This window comes from Vibrio sp. TRT 2004 (genome assembly GCF_050113735.1).
Taxonomy (GTDB): Bacteria; Pseudomonadota; Gammaproteobacteria; order Enterobacterales; family Vibrionaceae; genus Vibrio.
This window is the reverse complement of the sequence record NZ_JBNJOH010000001.1, coordinates 118,357-140,082: the sequence shown is the minus strand read 5'-3', so window position 1 is coordinate 140,082 and position 21,726 is coordinate 118,357. Positions and strand designations below refer to the sequence as shown.

Below are 21,726 nucleotides of genomic sequence, written 5' to 3'. Positions count from 1 at the left end.
CCTACAGCGGCGAGCACCCGAAAGTGCCCGCCTTACAACTTAGTTTTTAATAAAGTCAGTCCACGCACGTGTAATAGTTCGTGAAACCTTATGCGGCAGCATTTTCGAGCTGTACAACTTCTCTTGTGCCTCTGGCGTAGGGTAGATACCCGGATCGTCTAGTATCTCCTGTTCGATAAACTCACGAGACGGGACATTTGGATTCGCATACCAAACGTAGTTACTAATTTCTGCAATAACTTCAGGACGCAGCAGGAAGTTGATGAACAAATGTGCATTTTCTGGATGTTTCGCTTCTTTAGGAATCGCCATCAAATCGAACCAAGCAAGCGCACCTTCTTTTGGAATTGAGTAAGAAATTTCGACTCCATTGTCCGCTTCTGCCGCACGATCTGCCGCTTGAAGAACATCGCCAGACCAACCGATAGCGACACAGATATCGCCATTTGCTAAGTCATTGATGTATTGAGATGAGTGGAAATATGTGACGTAAGGACGAATGTCTTTCAACAATGCGAGTGCATCATTCTTGTAGTCATCCGCATTAGTACTGTTTGGATCTTTACCTAAATAGTTAAGTGCCGCCGCCATAATTTCGGTTGGCGCATTCAAGAAGCCCACACCACACTGAGCTAGCTTCTCCATATTTTCAGGCTTAAACACCAACTCCCAACTGTCGACAGGGGCGTTCTCACCAAGTGCTGCTTGTACTTTTTCTACGTTGTAACCGATACCTGTGGTACCCCATAGGTAAGGAATCGCGTACTCGTTGTTCGGATCAACCGTATCAGCCAGAATCGACATCAACTTAGGATCTAGATTTTTGTAGTTACTCAGCTTGCTTTTATCCAGCTTCTGAAATGCACCCGCTTTAGCTTGACGTCCAAGGAAGTCATTACTCGGCACGACAAGATCAAATCCTGTGTTGCCTGAGAGAATTTTCGCTTCCAACACTTCGTTAGAGTCGAAAACGTCGTAAACCACCTTAATACCAGTCTCTTGTTCAAACTTGGCAATCGTGTCTTCCGCGATATAATCTGACCAGTTATAAACGTTAAGAACTTTCTCTTCGCCAGCGTGCACTAATGCCGGTGCAGTAACCATTGCTGCTCCCAGCGCCATGCCGATATATGATTTTAGTTTAACCATTTGGATCTCCGTTCCTCTTGCTTGTTGCTCGTGTACGTGACCGACTAAGACTTGACGTCCGCCAATGTGTTATCTAAAGCTTGTTTCGCTTTAGTGACCAGTTGATCGATTTCATCCTTGCTAATGATAAGTGGTGGCGAACAGATCATTGTGTCTCCCACCGCTCGTAAAACGACGCCTGAATTAAAGCAGTGCTCACGACAGCGAGTACCGACTTCTAGCTCTTTATCAAAACGCTGATTGGTCTCTTTATCCGCTACCAATTCGATAGCACCAACCAGCCCCTTGCAGCGGGCTTCTGCCACCAATGGATGCTGTGCAAGCTCGCTCCAACGCTGAGCAAAGTATGGGGCGGTCTCTTCTCGAACCTGGTTGACGACATTAAGGCGTTGCATCTCTTTGATGTTGGCAATCGCTACCGCACACGCTGCTGGGTGTCCGGAATAAGTAAAGCCATGGGCAAATTCCGTATCAGCATCGGTGAGAACTTTAGCGACGTGGTCACGGACCATCACACCACCTAGAGGCAGATAGCCTGAAGTAATACCTTTAGCCATACACATCAAATCAGGTTTGATATTGAAGGTCTGGCTGGCAAACCATTCACCTGTGCGTCCAAAGCCACATATGACTTCATCGACGATCAATAGGATTTCGTATTTGTCACAAATACGTTGAATTTCTGGCCAATAGCTATCTGGCGGGATAATCACGCCACCCGCACCCTGAATCGGTTCGGCAATAAAGGCAGCAACATTATCTTCACCTAACTCAAGAATTTTGGCTTCCAATTGGCGAGCACGCTCTAGACCAAACTCGTTAGCATCTTGCCCCTGACCTTCACCAAAGTGATAAGGCTGATCGATATGAACGATATTGGGTAGTGGCAAACCACCTTGCGCATGCATAAACTTCATACCACCCAAACTCGCACCTGCCATGGTGCTTCCATGGTAAGCATTGTTTCGGCTGATCACAGTTTGTTTGCTGGCTTTGCCTTTGCTTGCCCAGTAGTGCCTTACCATGCGCAGTACGGTGTCATTACACTCAGAGCCAGAACCCGTGAAGAAAACGTGGTTCATTCCTTCTGGCGTGATTTCAGCCAGTAATGTTGATAATTCTACCGCCGGTGGATGAGTAGTTTGGAAGAACAGATTGTAATAAGGCAGCTCCTTGAGCTGCGCCGTTGCAGCATCAATGAGTGGTTGACTGCTGTAGCCAAGGTTTACACACCAAAGCCCAGCCATACCATCAAGAATTTTGTTACCGTCCTCATCGTAAATGTAAACGCCCTCAGCTTTAGTAATGACGCGAGAACCTTTTGCATTTAATGACTTAAAGTTAGTAAAAGGGTGCAAACAATGTGCACTGTCTTGCTCAATCCATGTAGACATAGTTAACTCTCATCTTTTTCAGATATCGAAATAAACTCGGTAAACTGACCACAAACTAGCTCACCTTGTCTCAAGTCATCTGGCTAATAATGCCAAGTGACTCGAGTCATGATTTACACGTTCAATAATAGGAACTCACGCTCCCATGAACTGATCACTTGGAAAAACGTTTTGTATTCTTTGCGCTTAATGGCGACATAAGCCGCTACAAAACGATCGCCTAAAATTTCACGAAGCTCATCACTCTGCTCCAATAACACCAGTGAATCTTCCAGCGTATGTGGCAGAGAATAGGGTTGAGTTGTCATATCACCTGTACATTCCGGCGTTGGTGTGAGCTTCTCTTTCATGCCCAAATAACCACAAGCGAGGGTGAGTGCCATCGCCAAATATGGATTAGCATCAGCTCCCGCATAGCGGTTCTCGATTCGACGAGAATTTCTATCTGAAATAGGTACTCGCAATCCAACGGTGCGGTTGTCCACCCCCCAAGCCACGTTGGTAGGCGCAGATTCACCAAATACCAAACGGCGGTAGGAGTTCACATTCGGCGCAAAAAACGAAATAGCGGCAGGCGTGTATTTCTGCATACCAGCGATATAGTTCATGAAGAGTTCACTGTTAGAGCCATCATCATTCGCAAACAGGTTCTGACCGTTGTCATCCACTAGACTCTGGTGAATATGCATCGCACTACCTGGCTCATTTTCCATTGGTTTTGCCATAAAGGTCGCATACACATCATGTTTTAATGCCGCTTCACGTACCGTACGCTTAAACAAAAACACTTGGTCAGCTCTATCAAGTGGCTCACCATGGTCAAAGTTGAGTTCCATTTGCGCGGCACCAGATTCGTGCACCAGGGTGTCAACATCCAACTCCTGTACTTCACAATAGTCGTACATATCTTCAAAAATTGGATCGAACTCGTTTACCGCATCAATACTGAACGACTGACGCGCGGTTTCTGGACGACCGTTACGACCAATTGGCGGTTCAAGTGGGTAGTCCCAGTCGAGGTTTTTCTTAACGAGGAAGAACTCCAACTCTGGTGCAACGATAGGATTCCATCCCTCTTTCTTGTAGAGATCTAAAACGCGTCTTAGAACGGCACGAGGCGAGATATCTACTGGATCACCATCCACGGTGTAACAGTCGTGGATGACTTGAGCTGTGGGCTCTTTAGTCCAAGGAACAAAACGAATCGTATCCGGATCCGGTTCTAGCAGCATGTCTTTCTCAGTCAGGTCAATCATGCTTTCATCATCAGGCCAGTCACCGGTTACCGTTTGGAAAAAAACCGCTTCGGGAAGGCGCATTCCTCCCTCTCGAAGAAACTTTTTGGCGGGCATGATCTTACCTCGCGCATTACCAGTAATATCAGGTATGAGGCATTCCACCTCAGTAATCCTATTACTCTCAATCCATTTCGTTATCTTTTCCATGATTTATTCACCTATTGTTTGGCGACAATTTTGTCCGCGACTGGGAATAGAATTGACCTTGAATTGGTCAAATGTCAACCATGAATGTTAATTATTTTGATAATTTGATACTTATATTTTACAAATAATTAACAAGAGTGTTGTGTTTTACTAAACGTTGTGTAAGGGTAATACCGTGCGTTGGATGTTTTTTCATCACTATTAAGTAGGAATGTTATCGACGAAATATGGCTAACGTGTTACCGAACACGCTAAGGAAAGTAAGGACGCACTTGCCTATTCCCATAAGCGGTAATCAACTGAAAGGAAGCGAATTAACAATGAACGAGCTAGTCAAACAAACCATTGCGACCAATCACGATGCCTGCTCAGTTTCCAGCAATGCTGACGCCATCGTGCAATTCATCCGCGAAAACTCCAACGTCACCACCGTCGATTTAATGCTGTTTGATATTAACGGTGTCATCCGCGGTAAAAGAGTGAATGCCTCACAACTGGATAAAATTGCCGAGCAAGGCATATGCTTACCCGCTTCTGTTTTCGCCCTCGATATATGTGGCGAAACCGTCGAAGAAACAGGGCTAGGATTTGAGCAAGGTGATGGAGACAGACTCTGCATGCTGGTTGACAGTTCATTGCAACTGACGCCTTGGCTTGAGAACAGTGCTCAAGCCATTGTTACCATGTATGAGCCCGACAGCCAGCAGCCCTTTTTCGCCGATCCTCGTCACGTCCTTCAGGGGCAATTAGACAAATTCACTCAACGTGGCTTAACCCCGTGCGTCGCGATAGAACTTGAGTTCTATCTGCAAGACGTTAAGCCCGATGCAGACGGACAACCACAGCCACCTATCATGCCACTCAGTGGTGAGCGAATGACGCAAACTCAAGTCTATTCACTTGATGAGCTTGATGAATTTAAGGCATTTCTTGACGAAGTCTTAGCGACATGTGAAATACAAAATATTCCAACAGACAATATCACCGCCGAATATGCTCCAGGCCAGTTCGAAGTTAACTTGCGCCACTGCGAGGATGTGCTTTTAGCCTGTGACCAAGCAATGCTGTTGAAAAGAGTCATACGCGCCGTTGCAAAAAAACACGGATTCTATGCCAACTTCATGGCTAAACCCTACACAGAGCACGCAGGTAACGGCTGCCACGTCCACGTTAGTCTGCTCGATCGCGACGGAGAAAATATCTTCGCTGACGATCAGAATACCCTACTTCACGCCATTGCAGGCATTCTCGACCATATGGATGAAAGCATGGCGGTCTTGGCTCCAAACGCTAACTCTTATCGACGCTTGCAACCGAATATGTTTGTCCCACTCCAAATGACTTGGGGATGGGATAATCGTACCGTCGCAGTTCGTGTTCCCGCCGGTGAAAATAGTAATCGTCGGATTGAACATCGACTTGCAGGTGCTGATGTTAACCCATACTTAACGACCGCTGTCATTCTCGCTTCTATGTTAGATGGCATTGAAAAGCAGCAACTTCCACCAGCACCTATTGAAGGTGATGCCACACTTGTCGACGCACCAACGGTTCCGACCTCTTGGCAAGCGGCACTCGAACTGTTCGACCAGAGTCTGTTCTTGAAAGAGCAACTTGGAGAACAGTTCTGCAAAATCTATTTGGCAAACAAGCAACATGAGCAGGAGCATTTTTCCGCTCAGGTATCGCCACTCGAGTACCAATGGTACAAGTAAGTTCAACTTTAGTTTTAAGGACAAAGCTATGAAAGCAAAGCACACCGACTCTTACTACGCAGCGTCAGCAAATCAACACTTTGATTTTCCAACGTTAAAAGGCGCACACAAGGCGGATGTTTGTGTGGTGGGTTCAGGTATTACTGGTGCAACAGCGGCACTTGAACTTGCCAATCGTGGTTTTAAAGTCATTGTGCTTGAGGGCAAACGCGTCGGTTGGGGTGCATCAGGTCGTAGTGGCGGTCAAGCGATTTTCGGTTGGGCTTCAGAGCAAAGTACTCTCGAAAAACTGGTCGGTAAATCAGACGCACGTAAACTATGGGATATGTCCGTTGACGCTTTGGCACTCACCAAAGGCAACATAAAAAAATACAACATTGAGTGTGATTGGCGTGATGGTATGGTCCATCTAGGCGTCAAATCACGTCACGATCGCGAGCTCAAAGCGTGGCACGATGATCTCACCGAGAATTATGGCTACCAATCACTGCAACTTTGGGATCAAAAACAGACACGCGAACACATCGCAAGCGATCGTTATACTTCGGGTTTATTTGACTCTAACAGCGGTCACCTCCACCCATTAAATTATACGCTTGGTTTGGTTAAAGCCGCACAAGATGCGGGGGTTGAATTTTACGAACAGAGTGAATGTAAGAAGATTGAGCATGGCGATCCTGCCAAACTGTTTACGGCACAAGGCAGCGTTGAAGCCAACCACGTTGTTTTAGCCTGTAATGCTTATATGGATGGGTTGGAGAGCAAGTTAGAAAATCGTGTCATGCCCGTTGGCACCTATATTTGCGCGACAGAACCGCTCGGTGAAACGGTCACCAATGATCTGATGAAAAATCATATTTCAGCGTGTGATATTAACTTTGTACTCGATTACTTCCGCTGTTCAGGAGATCACCGCATGTTATTTGGTGGCAGAGTCAGTTATTCAGGCGTTGCACCTTTTAACCTTAGAAAAGCAATGCAGTCGAGAATGATTGATATCTATCCGCAGCTGAAAGACGCCAAGATTGACTTTGCTTGGGGAGGTAATGTCGCCATTACCCTCAACCGAGCACCGCATTTTGGTCGCTTAAAGCCAAATGTCTACTTTGCGCAAGGTTTTTCAGGTCACGGCATCGCAGCCACTGGTATGGCGGGAACCCTAATGGCAGAGTGCATCGCCACTACAGCCGAACGTTTTGCCATATTTGACCGAATTCCTCACCACCCATTCCCAGGTGGTCGCTTGTTCCGCACCCCTGCTCTCGTTCTGGCGATGTCCTATTTCAGAATCCGAGATATGCTATAGCCGCTCTGATCGTTCGTATCGCCTCGGTGTCACGCCCTCTACATTAGGGGGCATTACTCAGCTAGTAACTGTGACTGACAAACTCCACTTCATTTACCTGATGGACACGGTTTGTGTATGAGGCTAGCGCATACATGATATTGGCGAGTAGGTTGGCGTAGCGGAACAAGATCGGATCCGGCGACTTTCTGCCTGAGTGTTCAATTGCCACCAACGCGCGAACCACTTTCTTAGCTTGAGTACGACACAGATGTAGCTCCGCTGAGATTCGGTGTCCACCGGGTAATACAAACCCTTTGAAGCCACCATCAAGTTTTTCTCTTAACTGGTTGTAGTCACGATAGAGTTCATGCAGGGTTGACTCATCAATCGCCATCTTCCCGCGAACGGAACCATTGAGGTGATATACATTCGGTTGAAGCCGCAGCAATATATCACGGCTAACGTCATCCAACTCATACGTCAGCACTAAACCAATCCTGCTACACAACTCGTCACTGGCGATCTCAAAGTCACACACTGGGCTATCTTCATAGATGAATGGGTAGCAGATTTCTCCGTGATCTTTGCTGACGGGGCGCATCGTAATTCCTCTCCTAAAGCAGAAAGGAGCCACTATGGCTCCTTAATTGGAATCTAAGCTATCTGAATCACTACTGGTTGGAAACCTTTTTATGACCTTCTTCTAAATGAACAAAATCAACAAGATCATCACCCGACACCTGATAAGCCTGACCGAAGCCTTTGACAAACAGACCTTGCTCCGCTTTTAGGTTGAACAAAACAAAATCCTGTAATTGGCTAAGGCCATCAATAATCTCACCAAATCTCTCTTTCATTTGTGCAATCACAAGATTCCATTGCTTGCTATCGCGTTCAACCACTGACGCTATCGCATCAAACGTTAAGCGTTTTCGAGCAAACAGCTGTTTCGAGTCACCCTCGTCTTCAATCATCATAATCGACACACTTGGATTGACCTGCAAATTACGTGCGTGGCGAGCGATTTCAGAGATTAAGACAAAGTAACCATCCTGATTCTGCACATAAGGAGCGTAACTCACATTCGGACGCCCATTTTCATCGACGGTGGCGAGTTGCAATGTACGTCGCGCTTGACGAAACTCTTTAATTTCCGGTTCTAGACGACCTTGCAAACGCTCTTGTTTCACTTGTTGGTCCATTTGAGGCTCCTTAATCTGTTCTCTTTTTCTGTATTTGTTATTGGCTCAACTCGTGCTGCCAGCGTTTGAATGTCTCGACTTGAGAAGCAAACAGTTGATGTTTGTCATCACGTCCCAAATAGACTTTAAAGATATTATTACCTTGTGAGCAAAAAAATCCAAAATAATGACTTTCTCGTCCTCTAAAAGGCTTACTTACCAAAGCAATATCCTTAATATTTTCTAGCTTGAGATGACCATGTAATTCACCTTCTTTCCCCATGAGATTGTAGTAACCTCTGGTCTCTTTCCCTCTAGGAAAGGGGGCTTTGACTTCAAAAATTGAGCCAAATGAATGAACGATAGTCGTCACAGGGCCAAAACCAACCAATTGCTCCAAAACCCATTGCGCTTGTTCCCCAGAGACAAGAGTCACCATGCCATCAGGCAAAGAAGCAACAATTTGAAATTCTGATACGTTGAGTTTTTCCGCCAAATCCGCAGGCAGCAAAGCCGGCTCTTGCTCCAATAGCTGAACCACTTGTTGTTTTAATGAGGGCATACTCTTTCCATACTGTTGCTTATTCCACTGATGGTTGGGATCATAAATTGTCAAAAATGAGAATGCAATTGATAATTGATCTTATTTACATTGTGAGTAATAATCTCGCCGTAACTGAGTAGCGAGATTGGATAAGGAGATAAAGTGAACATTAAACGATACGTTGTTGCCGCAGGTCTATCTGTTGCTGTGCATGCTGCGTTAGTTGTTGTTACACAAGAACCCAAAGCCATGGCTATGCCTGCGGGCAGTCCCTCCAATTCAGTCTCTCTCAATCTAAAAATGACGGCTCCACCAAGCTCGGTTCAACCTGTTGTTGAACAAAAAGCTCAAATCAAAACGCAACCTAAGTTAGTCGAATCAAGCGCAGTTAAACAAGAAAAACACTTCGCCAAGCCAAAGCCAAAGCCAAAGCCAGTGGATACCGTCAAAACTCCAGTTTCAAAGCAACAAGCTGCACAAAAAAAGCCTGAGCACACAGCAGAGAATCGACGCGTGGCAAAGCAAGACAAAAAGCCTCTCGCTGAGCCACAACCAGAGCAGGCGTCCGATGATGCCCTACCGCAGGACGTTAACAACGGCGTAAATGCGCAGCCCGTAATGGTCACCAAGGCGTCATTTTTGACTAAACCTACTGCACCTAAATATCCGCGATTGGCGAAAAAGCGCCGCTTAGAAGGCGTGGTTTTGTATGAGGTCTGGCTTGATAAAAACGGCAATCAGGTTAAGCAAGTCCTAATCTCCTCTTCAGGAGCGACGATACTTGATCAGTCCGCTTTAGACGCCATCAAAACGTGGCAGTTCACCCCACAATCTGTTGACGGTCAGCAAATTGCACACCGCATTCAAATCCCTGTTCGTTTTAAGTTGGACCAATAATGGAACAAATAAATCAGTTGCAACAACAGCTCGGCCTGATGACTTGGCCGCTAATTCTTTGCTCTGGGCTCACCCTAATGATCATCGCCGAGCGTATTTTCCATGTCATCCTCAGTTTAGGGGCTGGCAAACACGCTATTCGCGCTGAACTAGAGCAAATCACACCAACAGACTCTCAACAGATAGAAGCACTATCAAAGGCACTGGTTGTGCGTAGACCTCTCCTTTACACGGGCGTCGCTATGCTACTCGCACACCACTCGTTTGATAAAACACTGCGTGAAGATGCGGCAGGTATGTGGCTACAAGAGAAGCGTCACCAACTTCAATTTGGTCTGCGTTTGCTCTCTCTAATCGGTGTGATTAGCCCTCTGATTGGGCTACTTGGTACCGTACTAGGTTTGATAGAGATGTTTAAAGGCGTTGCCGCCTCTACAGGTAACATTACGCCCAATGATCTTGCTGACGGTCTTGGCATCGCAATGCGGACAACCGCCGCAGGGTTGATCATTGCTCTGCCTGCCATCGCCGGAGCTCAATTGCTTGGGCTATGGGCAGATCGTGTTATCGCGAAGCTTGAGCACACCTTGAACTACGTAAATCTATGGCTTGAAGGGCTACGCCTCGGAGAGACTTCATCCAGCAAGGGCAGCGCGAGTGAAAAAGTCGCTAAACTAGAAATTCAGGCCAACTAATGATTAAAGTCTCACAGCAAGCAAACCACAACGGATTGGTACCAGACTTAACGCCCTTACTCGATATTATTTTTATCGTCATGGTGTTTTTGATGCTCACAGCAGCCGTCAAACTGGACTCCCTCGAAGTCGACCTACCTAGCGTCGATTCCCCTGCGGTTTCAGTGGTGGAAAATACCTCTCTGACCATCAATATTCTTGAACAAGCGCCCCATTGGGCCATTGATGGTAAACAGTATATCGACTGGAATAACTTCACTCTCGCCTTGCTCGAAGAGCACCGTACCAACAAACAGCCGATAGTGGTTGGTGCTGAAAAAACCGCCGATGTTCAACATTTGGTCAAATTGCTCGCTTTCTTGCAGCAAAACGGTATTCAAGCAACTCAACTACTCACGCAAGATTCTAAATAGCCGAGTCAACTATGTATAAAAATGCCTTCATTCAGCGCTTCGCCACACTTTCCCTGCTTCTCATTGCCGCTCACTCTTTCGCCGATGAAAAAGTCATCAGTGCAGGCAGTGCTGTCACCGAACTGGTTGTGGCGCTGGGACAACAAGATAAGCTCGTTGCGGTTGATGTCACGAGTGAACGTCCAACCAATTTATCGTTAGCCAATATAGGTTATCACCGACAACTATCCGCAGAAGGTCTGCTTGCACTCGGTGCAACTCGTTTAATCGGTTCTGACGAGATGGGACCAGACACGACATTAAACCAACTTCGTGCAGCAGGGGTGACGGTGGATATTGTTAACACAAAACCAACCGCAGAGGGTCTGCTGCAGCGCGTAGACCAAATTGCTTCTTTACTCGATGCTCAGCAACAAGCCTCAAACTTGAAGCAAAGTATCACTAAACAGATCCATACTTTGCAAGCCAACAAAAACAATCAAGTTTCAGCGAAAAAAGTCCTGTTCTTGCTCATTCATGAAGGGCGCCCCGCCAATGTCGCTGGCCGAGATACCACGCCAAATGCAATCATAGAGTTAGCGGGAGCTCGCAATCCTGCAGCGGAGAGTGTGACGTCATACAAACCTCTTTCAACGGAAGCCCTTGTAGAGATGCAACCAGATGTGATTCTAGTCAGTGGACGTAGCTACAAACAGCTAGGGGGGGTGGACGCCATTCTCGCCAGTATGCCTATGCTGGCAGCAACACCCGCTGGACAAAATGGACAAATAATTCAAATTGATGGTCGTGCTTTGGTTGGGGGACTTGGGTTGAAGAGTCTTTCAGAAGCCGAGCGGCTAAGTACAATATTGAGATAAGAGCACTACAACCATGTTTCTTCGTCGACTGGGTAATACGACAATTTGGGCACTGGGTGGGCTTACACTGCTTGTGACTGCCATCAGTTCAGTGACCGTGGGGCCAATGCATATTGGCTTTTGGCAAAGTGTTCAAAGCCTGATGTTCCAATCGCAAGATCTCGCTCCTCACATCAATCTCGTCATTCATGAAATCCGTTTTCCACGCACACTTCTGTGTATGTTAGTGGGAGCGATTCTGGCACTGTGTGGCAGCGTCATGCAGGGGCTATTTCGCAATCCACTTGCCGAACCCGGAATCATTGGTGTTTCGGCAGGGGCCTCCCTCGGCGCCGCGACTGCGATAGTCCTGTTCTCAAGCGTCAGTCACAATCACCCTCAATTTATGAACTTAGCCGCCGTCCCACTGTTCGCTTTTCTGGGTGGAGCACTAACAACGGTGTTGGTCTACAGGTTAGGCACAACCAAGATGGGAACCTCTGTCACCATCATGCTACTAGCAGGAGTGGCTATCAGTGCGCTTTCAGGAGCTGGAATTGGTTACATGAGCTTTGTCGCTGACGATCAGATGCTACGTGATCTCTCCTTGTGGTCGATGGGGTCTATGGCGGGGGCAAACTGGTCTAGCATTCTGCTGTGCGCGACCACGCTGACTTTACTGATGGCGGTGTTCACTTATAAAGCGATGGCACTCAATGCTCTACTGCTTGGTGAGGCAGAGGCCGCACACCTTGGGATTCCTGTACAAAAACTAAAGCGCCAGCTGATCCTGCTTAGCGCGATCGGTGTTGGTGTGACTGTCAGTGTATCTGGCATGATCGGCTTTATTGGTTTGGTGATTCCTCACTTGGGTAGGATGATCTCAGGGCCTGATCATCGAACCTTATTGCCGCTTTCTGCATTAATGGGCGCACTGCTACTCACTCTAGCCGATATGTTTTCTCGAGTGGCCGTTGCCCCCGCTGAACTGCCTGTCGGCATTGTGACTGCCCTTATCGGCGCTCCTTTCTTTATCTATCTTCTCTTCAAGCAAAAAGGGGCAATCCTATGATCAATGACATCGTGTTGTCTGCCCAACAAGTTTCTATGTCGTATGGTCAACGTAAAGTGCTCGATAATATCAGTATCGATATCCGAGCCGGAGAAGTTACCACGCTTTTGGGACCCAATGGGGCGGGTAAAAGCAGTTTACTCAAATTGCTGTGTGGAGAGATCCCATCACGATGCAATATAAGCTATTTTGGACGGAGTAAAGAGCAGTGGCAGCCAGGTGATTTGGCACAGCACTTAGGTATGCTACCTCAACACAGTACACTCAGTTTTCCATTTTTGGTTCACGAGGTTGTTGAGCTTGGTGGGATCCCGCTGAATCTACCAAATAAGCAAGTAAAACTGTTGGCGCAAAAATATATGGAGATGACCGATGTTGGTCATCTAAGCGAACGTCTCTACCCTTCTTTATCGGGTGGCGAAAAGCAACGTGTCCACTTAGCTCGAGTATTGGTTCAACTCGCACATTCAGAGCGCGAAAAAATCCTGATGCTTGATGAGCCGACCTCGGCATTGGATTTGGCCCACCAGCACAACACGTTAAAAATTGCCCGCAGACTGGCAGATGAACATTGTGCCGTAGTAGTGGTTTTGCATGATTTAAACTTAGCTGCACAATATTCAGATCGTCTGGTTGTTTTGCATCAGGGAAAAATTGCATGTGATGAAGCACCTTGGCATGCACTAGATGTCGATTTGATTAAGCAAGTCTATGGCTACGACGCTCTTATCACGTCACACCCAACACTAGACTTTCCATTGATTTTTCCTGCATCCTAATCTGGTTCGATAGGTTAGAAAACCTTAGCTATACTCAGGTTATTGCGCTTGAGGAAATTGTATAATGCTTCGGTTTACTGACATCATTATCGCCTGTGTCATCACGTTTGTGAGCTTCGCTAGTTACGCTCATAACACTGAATTGACCCATGTAAGAGTCTGTGGTGATGCAATTGACTGGTCCCCTTATACTTACGTTGTAAATGATGCCGCTTACGGTTCCGATGTTGTCATTCTCGATAGGGTATTAGTTCAAAATGGCGTTAGCTATGACATCACAATGACCTCTTGGTCTCGATGCTTGAGGGGGACCAAAAGTGGAGAATTTGACTTAGCGCTTAGTGCCTCATTCAGCGATACCCGAACAAAGGACTTTCTCTACACAGAGTGGTACTACAGCATAACCCCATACTATATCTACTCTTCCACTCGATTTCCGCAGGGTCTAGAGATAACCAGTGTGCAAGACCTATCCGCTTACAAAGTATGTGGTAACCATGGCTACAATTACGCTGACTTTGAACTTAATAATATTGTCCGTGAAGGAAACTCGGTTAAGGACGTCCTCACCAAACTAAGACAAGGTGAATGTGAAGTTTATTTAAACTGGCTGGAAATCATTGATGGTTTAAAATCGGTGTGGGGGATCGAATACATTACTGATGACTTAGTAGCTAAGGCGATACCCAACATGCCCCCACACAAGTTCTATATGCTGATTTCGAAACAATTTCCCGCACAAACCAAACTCAAACAGGTGCTTGATAACTATTTAATCAGTTTACAAGGCAACCAGACTGCACCATAGCCGAGCACCAATGACAAAACGATGAGAATATCAAAAGCACGGTCATCGGCATGGTCCATAGTCCTCGGCCATCATTTTTGACAATTACAGAAGGCGACGACGTAGTCCTGAACGCTCTAGAACACGGGTCGAGATCTCTTCTACCGATAAAGAAGAGGTATTGATATAAGGAATCGCTTCGCGACGAAATAGCGCCTCAACGGTTTGCAGTTCATGTAAACACTGTTCGTTACTCGCATAGTCACTTCCTGCTAGACGGTTTTCTCGAATCTCTGTCAATCGTTCAGGATTGATGGTCAAACCAAACAACTTATGACGATGAATTGCAAACTCAGGCAGTAATCTTAAGCGTTTCAAATCATCATCAATAAATGGATAGTTAACGACTCGCAGGCCAAACTGCATCGCCATATAAAGGCTGGTTGGCGTTTTACCACTGCGCGATACGCCAAGTAAGATGATATCCGCCTCTTCATGGGGTCTGGGCGAAATGGTCGTACAGGGCGCAGTTAACCCAGATGAGTTTTACGTTCACAAGCCGATGCTGGAAGCGGGTCAACAAGCCATTGTGAAAAAGACGTTTGGCTCAAAGCTGATCAAAATGATCTACTCGACTAACCAAGAAATTGGAAAACAAGTTGAGATCATCGATACCAGCGAACAGGAGCAAAACCAGTTTTCTCTGAGTGATGAAGAGATCAAAGAACTGGCCAAGCAAGCGATGATCATTGAAAAGCACTACCAACGTCCAATGGATATCGAGTGGGCTAAAGATGGCATCGACGGCAAGCTATACATTGTTCAGGCGCGTCCAGAGACGGTTTGTTCTCAGAGCGAGCAGAATGTTATTGAGCGTTACGAGTTAAACGATAAAACGCAGGTTCTGATTGAAGGTCGTGCCATCGGTCAGCGTATCGGTTCTGGTCCAGTACGTCTGGTCGATTCATTAGACCAAATGTCACTGGTACAAGAAGGCGATGTATTAGTCACAGACATGACTGACCCTGACTGGGAACCAGTGATGAAGAAAGCCTCTGCAATCGTGACTAACCGTGGCGGCCGTACTTGTCACGCAGCAATAATTGCCCGTGAGCTTGGTATTCCGGCTATTGTTGGCTGTGGTAACGCAACGAGTGCTCTCACTGATGGTTCTACCGTCACCGTATCTTGTGCAGAAGGTGAAACAGGTTATGTCTACCAAGGTGAGCTAGCGTTCGAAATCAAGCGCTCTTCTGTGGATGAATTGCCAATGCTGCCGACCAAAGTGATGATGAACGTTGGTAACCCAGATCGTGCGTTCGATTTTGCGCAGATTCCTAACGAAGGTGTCGGTCTGGCTCGTCTGGAATTCATCATCAACAAGATGATCGGAATTCACCCGAAAGCACTGCTCAACTTTGATGCGCAGAGCGACGAACTGAAAACCGAGATCACCCAACGAATTCGTGGCTACAAAGATCCTATCGACTTCTATGTAAGCAAACTGACTGAAGGTATCGCGACAATCGCAGCGGCTTTCTGGCCTCAACGTGTTATCGTTCGTATGTCTGACTTCAAGTCGAACGAATACAGCAACCTAGTTGGTGGACAAAGTTACGAACCTCATGAAGAGAACCCTATGTTAGGTTTCCGTGGCGCTTCACGCTATATCTCTCCAGTCTTTGAAGACTGCTTCGAGTTAGAGACACAAGCGATTAAGCGTGTTCGTAACGAAATGGGGCTGAAGAACGTAGAAATCATGATCCCATTCGTGCGCACGCCGAGCGAAGCGGCTTCGGTAATCGACTTGCTGGCTAAATTCGACTTACGCCGTGGCGATCAGGGTCTGAAAGTGATCATGATGTGCGAGCTGCCATCCAACGCGATTCTGGCGGATGAATTCTTGAAGTACTTCGATGGTTTCTCTATCGGTTCCAACGACATGACTCAGCTTACACTTGGTCTTGACCGTGATTCAGGCGATGTTGCTCACCTATTTGATGAACGTAACCCGGCGGTAAAAGCGATGCTTAAAATGGCGATTGACGCGGCCACGAAAGCGGGTAAATACGTCGGCATTTGTGGGCAAGGACCATCAGATCACGAAGACTTAGCTGAATGGTTAATGGAACAAGGCATCAGCTCAGTATCCCTCAACCCAGATACGGTTATCGATACTTGGCTACAGCTTGGAAAAGCCAATAAGTAATCGTTCGTAAATGTTAAAAGGCTTCCCGTGGGAAGCCTTTTTATATTCGGGTACAACTAGAACTTGTAACCGCCACCAATCATAAATACCCATGGGTCGATGTGTAGCCAAGAGTCAAACCAAGTTGCACGTTTGAGTCTACGGAAAAGGAGCTTCTTGTTATGTGGTAGTCTTCAATGGAGGCTCACTTGCCAACTCGATTTCTCTTTGTTTAAGCATCGCATCCCACTCATCTCGTCTGGCTTTAAAACTCGCCATCTGATTTTTCGGCACTGAATTCGCCATGGGGATGTTTGCTTTCATCGCATTTACTGGACGGCCACGATCAATCAATTCGTAGTGAATATGTGGACCCGTCACTCGACCTGTCGCCCCTGATAAGCCAATTCGTTGCCCACGAGACACCTTCTGACCTTTACGTACGAGAATTTTACTCAAGTGTAGGTAACGAGTTTTGTAACGACTGCCGTGCTGAATAACAACATAATTACCCGCATAAGGGTGTTTACGCGTCATCACCACCACACCATCTCCCGTCGACACGATCGGTGTACCAATAGGTACGGCCCAGTCGGTACCATTGTGAGGAGAGACTCGCCCTGTCACTGGGTGCTTACGATTAGGGTTAAATTGAGAACTTAATCGGTAACGCCCGGTAATTGGTTCGCGTTGGAAAGCTCTCTGTAGGCTATCACCATTGAAATCATAATACTGACCATCACTATGCAGATAAGCCGAAAGCACACGCCCGCGGTTGTAGATTCTGATAGCCTGGATTTCGCGATTTCCCGTCAGTTGCTCATCGACGAATTGGCGTGATTGGACAACTTCAAACTTATCTCCTGCACGTAAATCACGCGCGAAGTTTACTTTGTCTTTAAGTAGATTCACGACCTGTTCAATCTCACTCTTACCCAGGCCAAGAGCATTGACTGACTGAGAAAAACTGCCGTTGATTTCACCTACTAATGCAAAAGACTTCCACTCACCTGGAATTTTTACATCCGTGAACTCATATTCACCATCATCAACTCGTGTATAAACTGCACGCTCAACCAAGCTGAACTCTAGCTCCATTTTTGCCAGATGCTTACTCTCCTCATCTCGCCAGAAACGTAAGGTGTTTCCTGGTTTGAGCGTATCCAGAGCAAGATAGTTGAGGTCGGTTTCCATGATTTTCATCAGTTCGCTGTAACCAAAGCCTAACTGATTAAATATGCTACTCAAGTTATCACCAGCTTGAATAACATACTCGTAATCCGGCACATCACGTGCAATATCCGTATCGATCAGCAAGCGATCAACCAAAGTTGACTCAGGTAGGGAGAGATCAATGGTGCGTTGGTATCGACCATGTTGCGAAGTACTTGCTACCGCAATTGCCGCGAGGATCGGCAAACTCAATACCATCAGCTTTTTCGGCCTCGATAGCTCTTGGAAGCGAGACTTCAAACTTCTAGTTTGCACAATTTGACCTATAAATCGAAATAAACAAAGCCCTAAGAGTACAAATTTGTCTCAGGCTTGTCACCTGTCAATTGTCAGGTTTACAACAAAAGGCGCGCTATGCGCCTTGTTGTTTTTTTGTACAAAACTTATTTTTTCCTGTCAGAACTTACTGATAAGTAGAAATTAGCCCGTTATCTTCACCGAAACCATTTGGACGATAAAGATCGGCAGCAGGATCGTTCACCCACCGTTCTTCATCGATCAAATACCGAAACTCGAATTCTTGGTCTTTAGGTAGACTAGTTTTGAATTTATATGACTTAGATTTAGCCACTTTTTTCATGGCGAGCGGCTGCCAATCAAGAAAATCCGCGACAATCGCCACACTATGCCCAACCTCATCCGCCGCAAACTCAAAAGTTACTTCAACTTCATCCTTGGTTTTAAAGAAACGCTTATTGATCATATATCACTCCATTAACACAATTAAAATCCATCTCATAACGGGTTAGGCAGTTCAATGTCTTTGATAGCACGCTTAACAAATTGATTGGTTTAGCGCAGTTCTAAGCTATCTTGCTCAGTTAACTTGAACAGTATAGTGGTTATTTGTGACGGTTCCTCAGCCATAGACTGATTCGCTTCACGTTCCAATAGCTTAATAGTAATCAATCTATCAACAGCGGAAATTTCAGCCACTTTAATTCGATCACCTAACAATGCTCCGCCGTTGATGATCATGCGTTGTCTAAACTCGTCATACTTTGAAACTGCAAGATAATAGAACACCCCTGACCCCTGATTGCTAACCGCAAGAATCACAGCATAGGTGGTGTCATTTAACTTAACGATTTGTTCTGTGTTTATCGCAACGCGACCTCGGACTGCGCCATCCTCATAACTACCTGCCGCGATTGGTCGATGTTCTAGATCTTCTATGAAGGTAAACGCATTGCTGTCAGGCACTTTGACTGTCCATGGATTGGTTGTCTTAATGCCAAAAACTTGCGCCATAATGGCATTATTTTGCGGCCCTTGATTGGGAAATTTGGCTAGAATTTCTTCATCTGTAAGGCTGAAACGATAGATGCCTGCAACCGTGACTATAATTAGCAATACAACAGGAATCAAAAGGATGAGGGGAATCGGTAATAAGCGTTTTTTCATCGGGTTATCAATTTTATTGGAATCATAGAATAATCAAACAGCATGTTAGCAGGCTACCGCAAGGAGATAAAATGGAACAACAGCATAAAATTAGAATAGCTGACTGTAGCTGTGGTCAAGATAATTTGGTTTGTCGTGGAGAACCTGAGCGTAGTTCAGTTTGTCATTGTTTTGAATGCCAGATGGAACGCTATCTTTAGTTATCTTTGATCAACTTTTGACTTCGATTTTTCCTATCGACAAACGCGAACTCGCTCTATAATTGCGCCTTAGATCTAAGGAGCAACTTTTGATTTCCAAACTTCCACGCTGGGTAGAATATGGAGCGTTTCTACTCGCCTTACTCGCAGGCATTGTAAACGCAATAGGATTGCTAGGTTTTCAACATCAGGCTGTATCGCATATTTCTGGTACCGTCACCCTGCTTGGCACCTCAATCGAAGCCTTTGATCAGCAAACAGGCCACCTTTTACTTATCTTACTGAGCTTTCTGATTGGCGCGGTGCTAAGTGGTATTTTTATTGAGAGTACGGCACTCAAACTCGGGCGACGCTATGGCGTGGCACTCTGCTTTGAAAGCTTGCTGCTTTTTGGCGCTTACATTCTGTTGCAAGAAAACATCACCGCAGGGCAATACTTAGCTTCCGCTGCTTGTGGTTTACAAAACGCGATGATCACAACGTTTAGCGGAGCAGTGGTACGCACGACGCACATGACCGGCATCATCACTGACCTTGGCATCATGATTGGCGCGAAGCTTCGGGGTGAATCATTCGATTATCGCAAAGCGAAACTCTTCATGTTTATCTTCTGTGGATTTTTATCCGGTGGCATCATCGGTGCCAAGCTGTTCGCATATTATGCAATCGGTGCCCTTGCTGCTCCAATCATACTGGCTCTATGCCTTGCAATAGCTTACTGGGTCTTTATTTCAAGCCATCCAACTCGAGCTCAACCCTAACTGACACTTGAAACATTAGAGTAAACAATTTAACATCCGCGACACATTTAGCCATCAACGGTAAAATTATTGACATTTTTCGTTGAATATTTAGCGATTTTTATTGAATAGTATTGCAAGAACTATGGAAAGCCATTAACCTTGCTCAGATTTGATAATATATGGATGTTTAGTGAATAACTATGCCAACAAGGTTGGTTTAGGTATTACACTAGTTGTAACTCGAGAAACTTATGCAAGACAGCGCACAAACGATGAAGCAAGTGAATAGTAAAGGCAATTTTTGGATGTTTTTTATTCCATCCCTACTTGGCCTTTTTGTTTTTATGGCACCGATTAGCTATCAGGGTGATATTACCATCCCTGTGGCTGTATTAGCTAAATCCATCCAAGCCGTATTTGGCGATTACCTAGTTGCTATGGTCACAACGATCATCGCATTTATGGCTGCAGCCTCAGCTTTATGTCGAATTAAGACACCCGCTTTTATTGCCAAGAGTAATTTCTTAAACAGCTTGTTTAACCCAAGCCCATTGTGGCTGGCGGTACGCTTGATTGGCGGTGCAGCTGTTGTAATGACGTTTTTCCAAATTGGTCCTAAAGCAATTTGGGAAGAGAATACTGGCGGCTTAGTACTTGAAGGTTTGCTTCCTACTCTATTTTCAGTGTTCATTTTCGCAGGCTTACTCCTTCCTCTACTCCTTAATTTTGGCCTGTTAGAGCTATTCGGCACTCTTCTTAGCAAAGTTATGCGTCCTGTGTTCAACCTACCGGGTCGCAGTGCTATCGACTGTATGGCTTCATGGCTAGGCGATGGTTCAGTAGGTATTCTTCTGACCAGCAAGCAGTACGAAAACAAATTCTACACCCAACGCGAAGCGGCAGTTGTAGGTACAACTTTTTCTGCGGTTTCCATTACCTTTAGCCTTGTTGTTATTGCTCAAGTGGAGTTGGAACATCTGTTCTTGCCTTTCTATGGCGCTATCTGTTTGGCTGGTATCATCGCAGCGGTGATCATCCCTCGCCTTCCACCACTTAGCTACAAAAAAGATGCCTTCATCGATGGCTCTAAGCCAAGTGAAGATGCAGATGCAATCCCTGAAGGTCACACAAGTTTTTCTTGGGGTATGGAACTGGCACTTAACAAAGCGAGCCAAGTTAAGTCAGTTAAAAGTGTATTCCAAGAAGGCGTCCACAATGCTATCGATATGGTATTTGGCGTACTGCCTGTTGTTATGGGCTTGGGCACTATCGCACTAATTATCGCTGAATACACTTCGGTATTTAGCTTCTTAGGCCAACCTTTTATCCCATTCCTTGAGCTACTCGGTATTCCTGAAGCAGCCGCGGCATCCGAAACCATGGTTGTAGGCTTTGCTGACATGTTTATCCCTGCAATCCTAGCAGCATCAATAGACAACGAGATGACTCGATTTGTTATCGCAGCGATGTCTGTTACTCAGTTAATTTACATGTCTGAAGTGGGTGCTCTGCTGTTAGGTAGCCGTATCCCTGTGAATATCTTTGAGCTGTTCGCAATCTTCATTTTGCGCACTCTTATCACATTACCTGTTATTGCAGCGGTTGCTCACCTGATTTTCTAATCCGCACCGTTTCTGTCGTAATGAACAAAGCCCCTTTTAGGGGCTTTGTTGTTCATCATATCCAACAGCACCCTCGTCATCTCTCACTGTTTGCCTAAAAGCTTTCTAATCCATCAGTTCTCATAATATAATTAATGATAT

Annotated in this window: 20 protein-coding genes and 3 pseudogenes; 13 read left to right on the top strand and 10 right to left on the bottom strand. The window is 45.9% G+C overall.

The window, feature by feature from the left end; translation table 11 throughout:
* Positions 1-39: 39 nt before the first annotated feature.
* The 3 genes from ACQEXR_RS00635 to ACQEXR_RS00625 form a co-directional block, all read right to left on the bottom strand.
* Positions 40-1,149: an extracellular solute-binding protein gene (locus tag ACQEXR_RS00635; protein ID WP_426950894.1), complete on the bottom strand. Its 1,110-nt coding sequence runs from the start codon at positions 1,147-1,149 to the stop codon at positions 40-42.
* A gap of 44 nt (positions 1,150-1,193) precedes the next feature.
* Positions 1,194-2,543 (bottom strand): aspartate aminotransferase family protein, encoded by a 1,350-nt coding sequence (locus tag ACQEXR_RS00630; protein ID WP_331427209.1) that lies wholly within the window; start codon positions 2,541-2,543, stop codon positions 1,194-1,196.
* A gap of 113 nt (positions 2,544-2,656) precedes the next feature.
* Positions 2,657-3,988 carry a glutamine synthetase family protein gene (locus ACQEXR_RS00625; protein ID WP_427019579.1) on the bottom strand — a complete coding sequence of 444 codons (1,332 nt, stop codon included), beginning with the start codon at positions 3,986-3,988 and terminating at the stop codon, positions 2,657-2,659.
* 320 nt (positions 3,989-4,308) lie between these two features.
* Between ACQEXR_RS00625 and ACQEXR_RS00620 the strand changes: the two genes are divergently transcribed.
* Positions 4,309-5,703 (top strand): glutamine synthetase family protein, encoded by a 1,395-nt coding sequence (locus ACQEXR_RS00620; protein ID WP_426950893.1) that lies wholly within the window; start codon positions 4,309-4,311, stop codon positions 5,701-5,703.
* A 28-nt stretch (positions 5,704-5,731) separates the two neighbouring features.
* Positions 5,732-7,009 carry an NAD(P)/FAD-dependent oxidoreductase gene (locus tag ACQEXR_RS00615; RefSeq protein WP_138970560.1) on the top strand — a complete coding sequence of 426 codons (1,278 nt, stop codon included), beginning with the start codon at positions 5,732-5,734 and terminating at the stop codon, positions 7,007-7,009.
* 61 nt (positions 7,010-7,070) lie between these two features.
* On the opposite strand, the gene ACQEXR_RS00610 is transcribed toward ACQEXR_RS00615, so the two are convergent.
* The 3 genes from ACQEXR_RS00610 to hutX form a co-directional block, all read right to left on the bottom strand.
* Complete coding sequence (locus ACQEXR_RS00610) at positions 7,071-7,592, bottom strand: ATP:cob(I)alamin adenosyltransferase (protein WP_426950891.1); 522 nt, start codon at positions 7,590-7,592, stop codon at positions 7,071-7,073.
* 70 nt (positions 7,593-7,662) lie between these two features.
* Complete coding sequence (hutZ, locus tag ACQEXR_RS00605) at positions 7,663-8,193, bottom strand: heme utilization protein HutZ (RefSeq protein ID WP_426950889.1); 531 nt, start codon at positions 8,191-8,193, stop codon at positions 7,663-7,665.
* Between the two features lie 37 nt (positions 8,194-8,230).
* A complete protein-coding gene (gene hutX / locus ACQEXR_RS00600) occupies positions 8,231-8,734 on the bottom strand; it encodes a heme utilization cystosolic carrier protein HutX (RefSeq protein WP_426950888.1) in 504 nt (167 codons plus the stop codon).
* 144 nt (positions 8,735-8,878) lie between these two features.
* On the opposite strand from hutX, the gene ACQEXR_RS00595 reads away from it, so the two are divergent.
* The 7 genes from ACQEXR_RS00595 (at position 8,879) to ACQEXR_RS00565 (ending at position 14,216) form a co-directional block, all read left to right on the top strand.
* Positions 8,879-9,613, top strand: coding sequence for an energy transducer TonB (locus tag ACQEXR_RS00595; RefSeq protein WP_426950886.1), 735 nt, complete (start codon positions 8,879-8,881; stop codon positions 9,611-9,613).
* Positions 9,613-10,308 (top strand): MotA/TolQ/ExbB proton channel family protein, encoded by a 696-nt coding sequence (locus ACQEXR_RS00590; protein ID WP_426950884.1) that lies wholly within the window; start codon positions 9,613-9,615, stop codon positions 10,306-10,308. Before ACQEXR_RS00595 ends, ACQEXR_RS00590 begins: the two co-directional genes overlap by 1 nt.
* Positions 10,308-10,721 carry a biopolymer transporter ExbD gene (locus ACQEXR_RS00585; protein WP_331417407.1) on the top strand — a complete coding sequence of 138 codons (414 nt, stop codon included), beginning with the start codon at positions 10,308-10,310 and terminating at the stop codon, positions 10,719-10,721. Before ACQEXR_RS00590 ends, ACQEXR_RS00585 begins: the two co-directional genes overlap by 1 nt.
* An 11-nt stretch (positions 10,722-10,732) precedes the next feature.
* Positions 10,733-11,578, top strand: coding sequence for a heme/hemin ABC transporter substrate-binding protein (locus ACQEXR_RS00580; protein WP_426950882.1), 846 nt, complete (start codon positions 10,733-10,735; stop codon positions 11,576-11,578).
* A 13-nt stretch (positions 11,579-11,591) separates the two neighbouring features.
* Complete coding sequence (locus tag ACQEXR_RS00575) at positions 11,592-12,629, top strand: FecCD family ABC transporter permease (protein WP_426950880.1); 1,038 nt, start codon at positions 11,592-11,594, stop codon at positions 12,627-12,629.
* Complete coding sequence (locus tag ACQEXR_RS00570) at positions 12,629-13,408, top strand: heme ABC transporter ATP-binding protein (RefSeq protein WP_138970600.1); 780 nt, start codon at positions 12,629-12,631, stop codon at positions 13,406-13,408. Before ACQEXR_RS00575 ends, ACQEXR_RS00570 begins: the two co-directional genes overlap by 1 nt.
* 64 nt (positions 13,409-13,472) lie before the next feature.
* The gene (locus tag ACQEXR_RS00565; RefSeq protein WP_331417404.1) at positions 13,473-14,216 is read left to right on the top strand and encodes a substrate-binding periplasmic protein; all 744 of its coding nucleotides are present in this window, start codon (positions 13,473-13,475) and stop codon (positions 14,214-14,216) included.
* A gap of 84 nt (positions 14,217-14,300) precedes the next feature.
* On the opposite strand, the pseudogene ACQEXR_RS00560 reads toward ACQEXR_RS00565, so the two are convergent.
* Positions 14,301-14,690 (bottom strand): annotated as a pseudogene (locus tag ACQEXR_RS00560) (kinase/pyrophosphorylase); the annotation flags it as partial.
* Between ACQEXR_RS00560 and ppsA the strand changes: the two are divergent.
* Positions 14,683-16,404: pseudogene (gene ppsA / locus ACQEXR_RS00555) on the top strand (phosphoenolpyruvate synthase); the annotation flags it as partial. The pseudogenes ACQEXR_RS00560 and ppsA overlap by 8 nt on opposite strands.
* Positions 16,405-16,563: 159 nt before the next feature.
* Here the strand turns inward: ppsA and ACQEXR_RS00550 are convergent.
* The 3 genes from ACQEXR_RS00550 to ACQEXR_RS00540 form a co-directional block, all read right to left on the bottom strand.
* Positions 16,564-17,814, bottom strand: coding sequence for a peptidoglycan DD-metalloendopeptidase family protein (locus tag ACQEXR_RS00550; RefSeq protein WP_331417450.1), 1,251 nt, complete (start codon positions 17,812-17,814; stop codon positions 16,564-16,566).
* Positions 17,815-18,019: 205 nt separating this feature from the next.
* The gene (locus ACQEXR_RS00545) at positions 18,020-18,319 is read right to left on the bottom strand and encodes an isoamylase early set domain-containing protein (protein WP_427019578.1); all 300 of its coding nucleotides are present in this window, start codon (positions 18,317-18,319) and stop codon (positions 18,020-18,022) included.
* Positions 18,320-18,408: 89 nt separating this feature from the next.
* Complete coding sequence (locus ACQEXR_RS00540) at positions 18,409-19,020, bottom strand: hypothetical protein (protein ID WP_138970572.1); 612 nt, start codon at positions 19,018-19,020, stop codon at positions 18,409-18,411.
* A 71-nt stretch (positions 19,021-19,091) separates the two neighbouring features.
* Here ACQEXR_RS00540 and ACQEXR_RS00535 point away from each other — a divergent pair.
* The 3 genes and pseudogenes from ACQEXR_RS00535 to ACQEXR_RS00525 form a co-directional block, all read left to right on the top strand.
* A pseudogene (locus ACQEXR_RS00535) lies at positions 19,092-19,202 on the top strand (GFA family protein); the annotation flags it as partial.
* 107 nt (positions 19,203-19,309) lie between these two features.
* A complete protein-coding gene (locus ACQEXR_RS00530; RefSeq protein ID WP_138970573.1) occupies positions 19,310-19,981 on the top strand; it encodes a YoaK family protein in 672 nt (223 codons plus the stop codon).
* 233 nt (positions 19,982-20,214) lie between these two features.
* Positions 20,215-21,585 carry a YjiH family protein gene (locus ACQEXR_RS00525; RefSeq protein WP_426950874.1) on the top strand — a complete coding sequence of 457 codons (1,371 nt, stop codon included), beginning with the start codon at positions 20,215-20,217 and terminating at the stop codon, positions 21,583-21,585.
* The last annotated feature ends 141 nt before the right edge of the window (positions 21,586-21,726 follow it).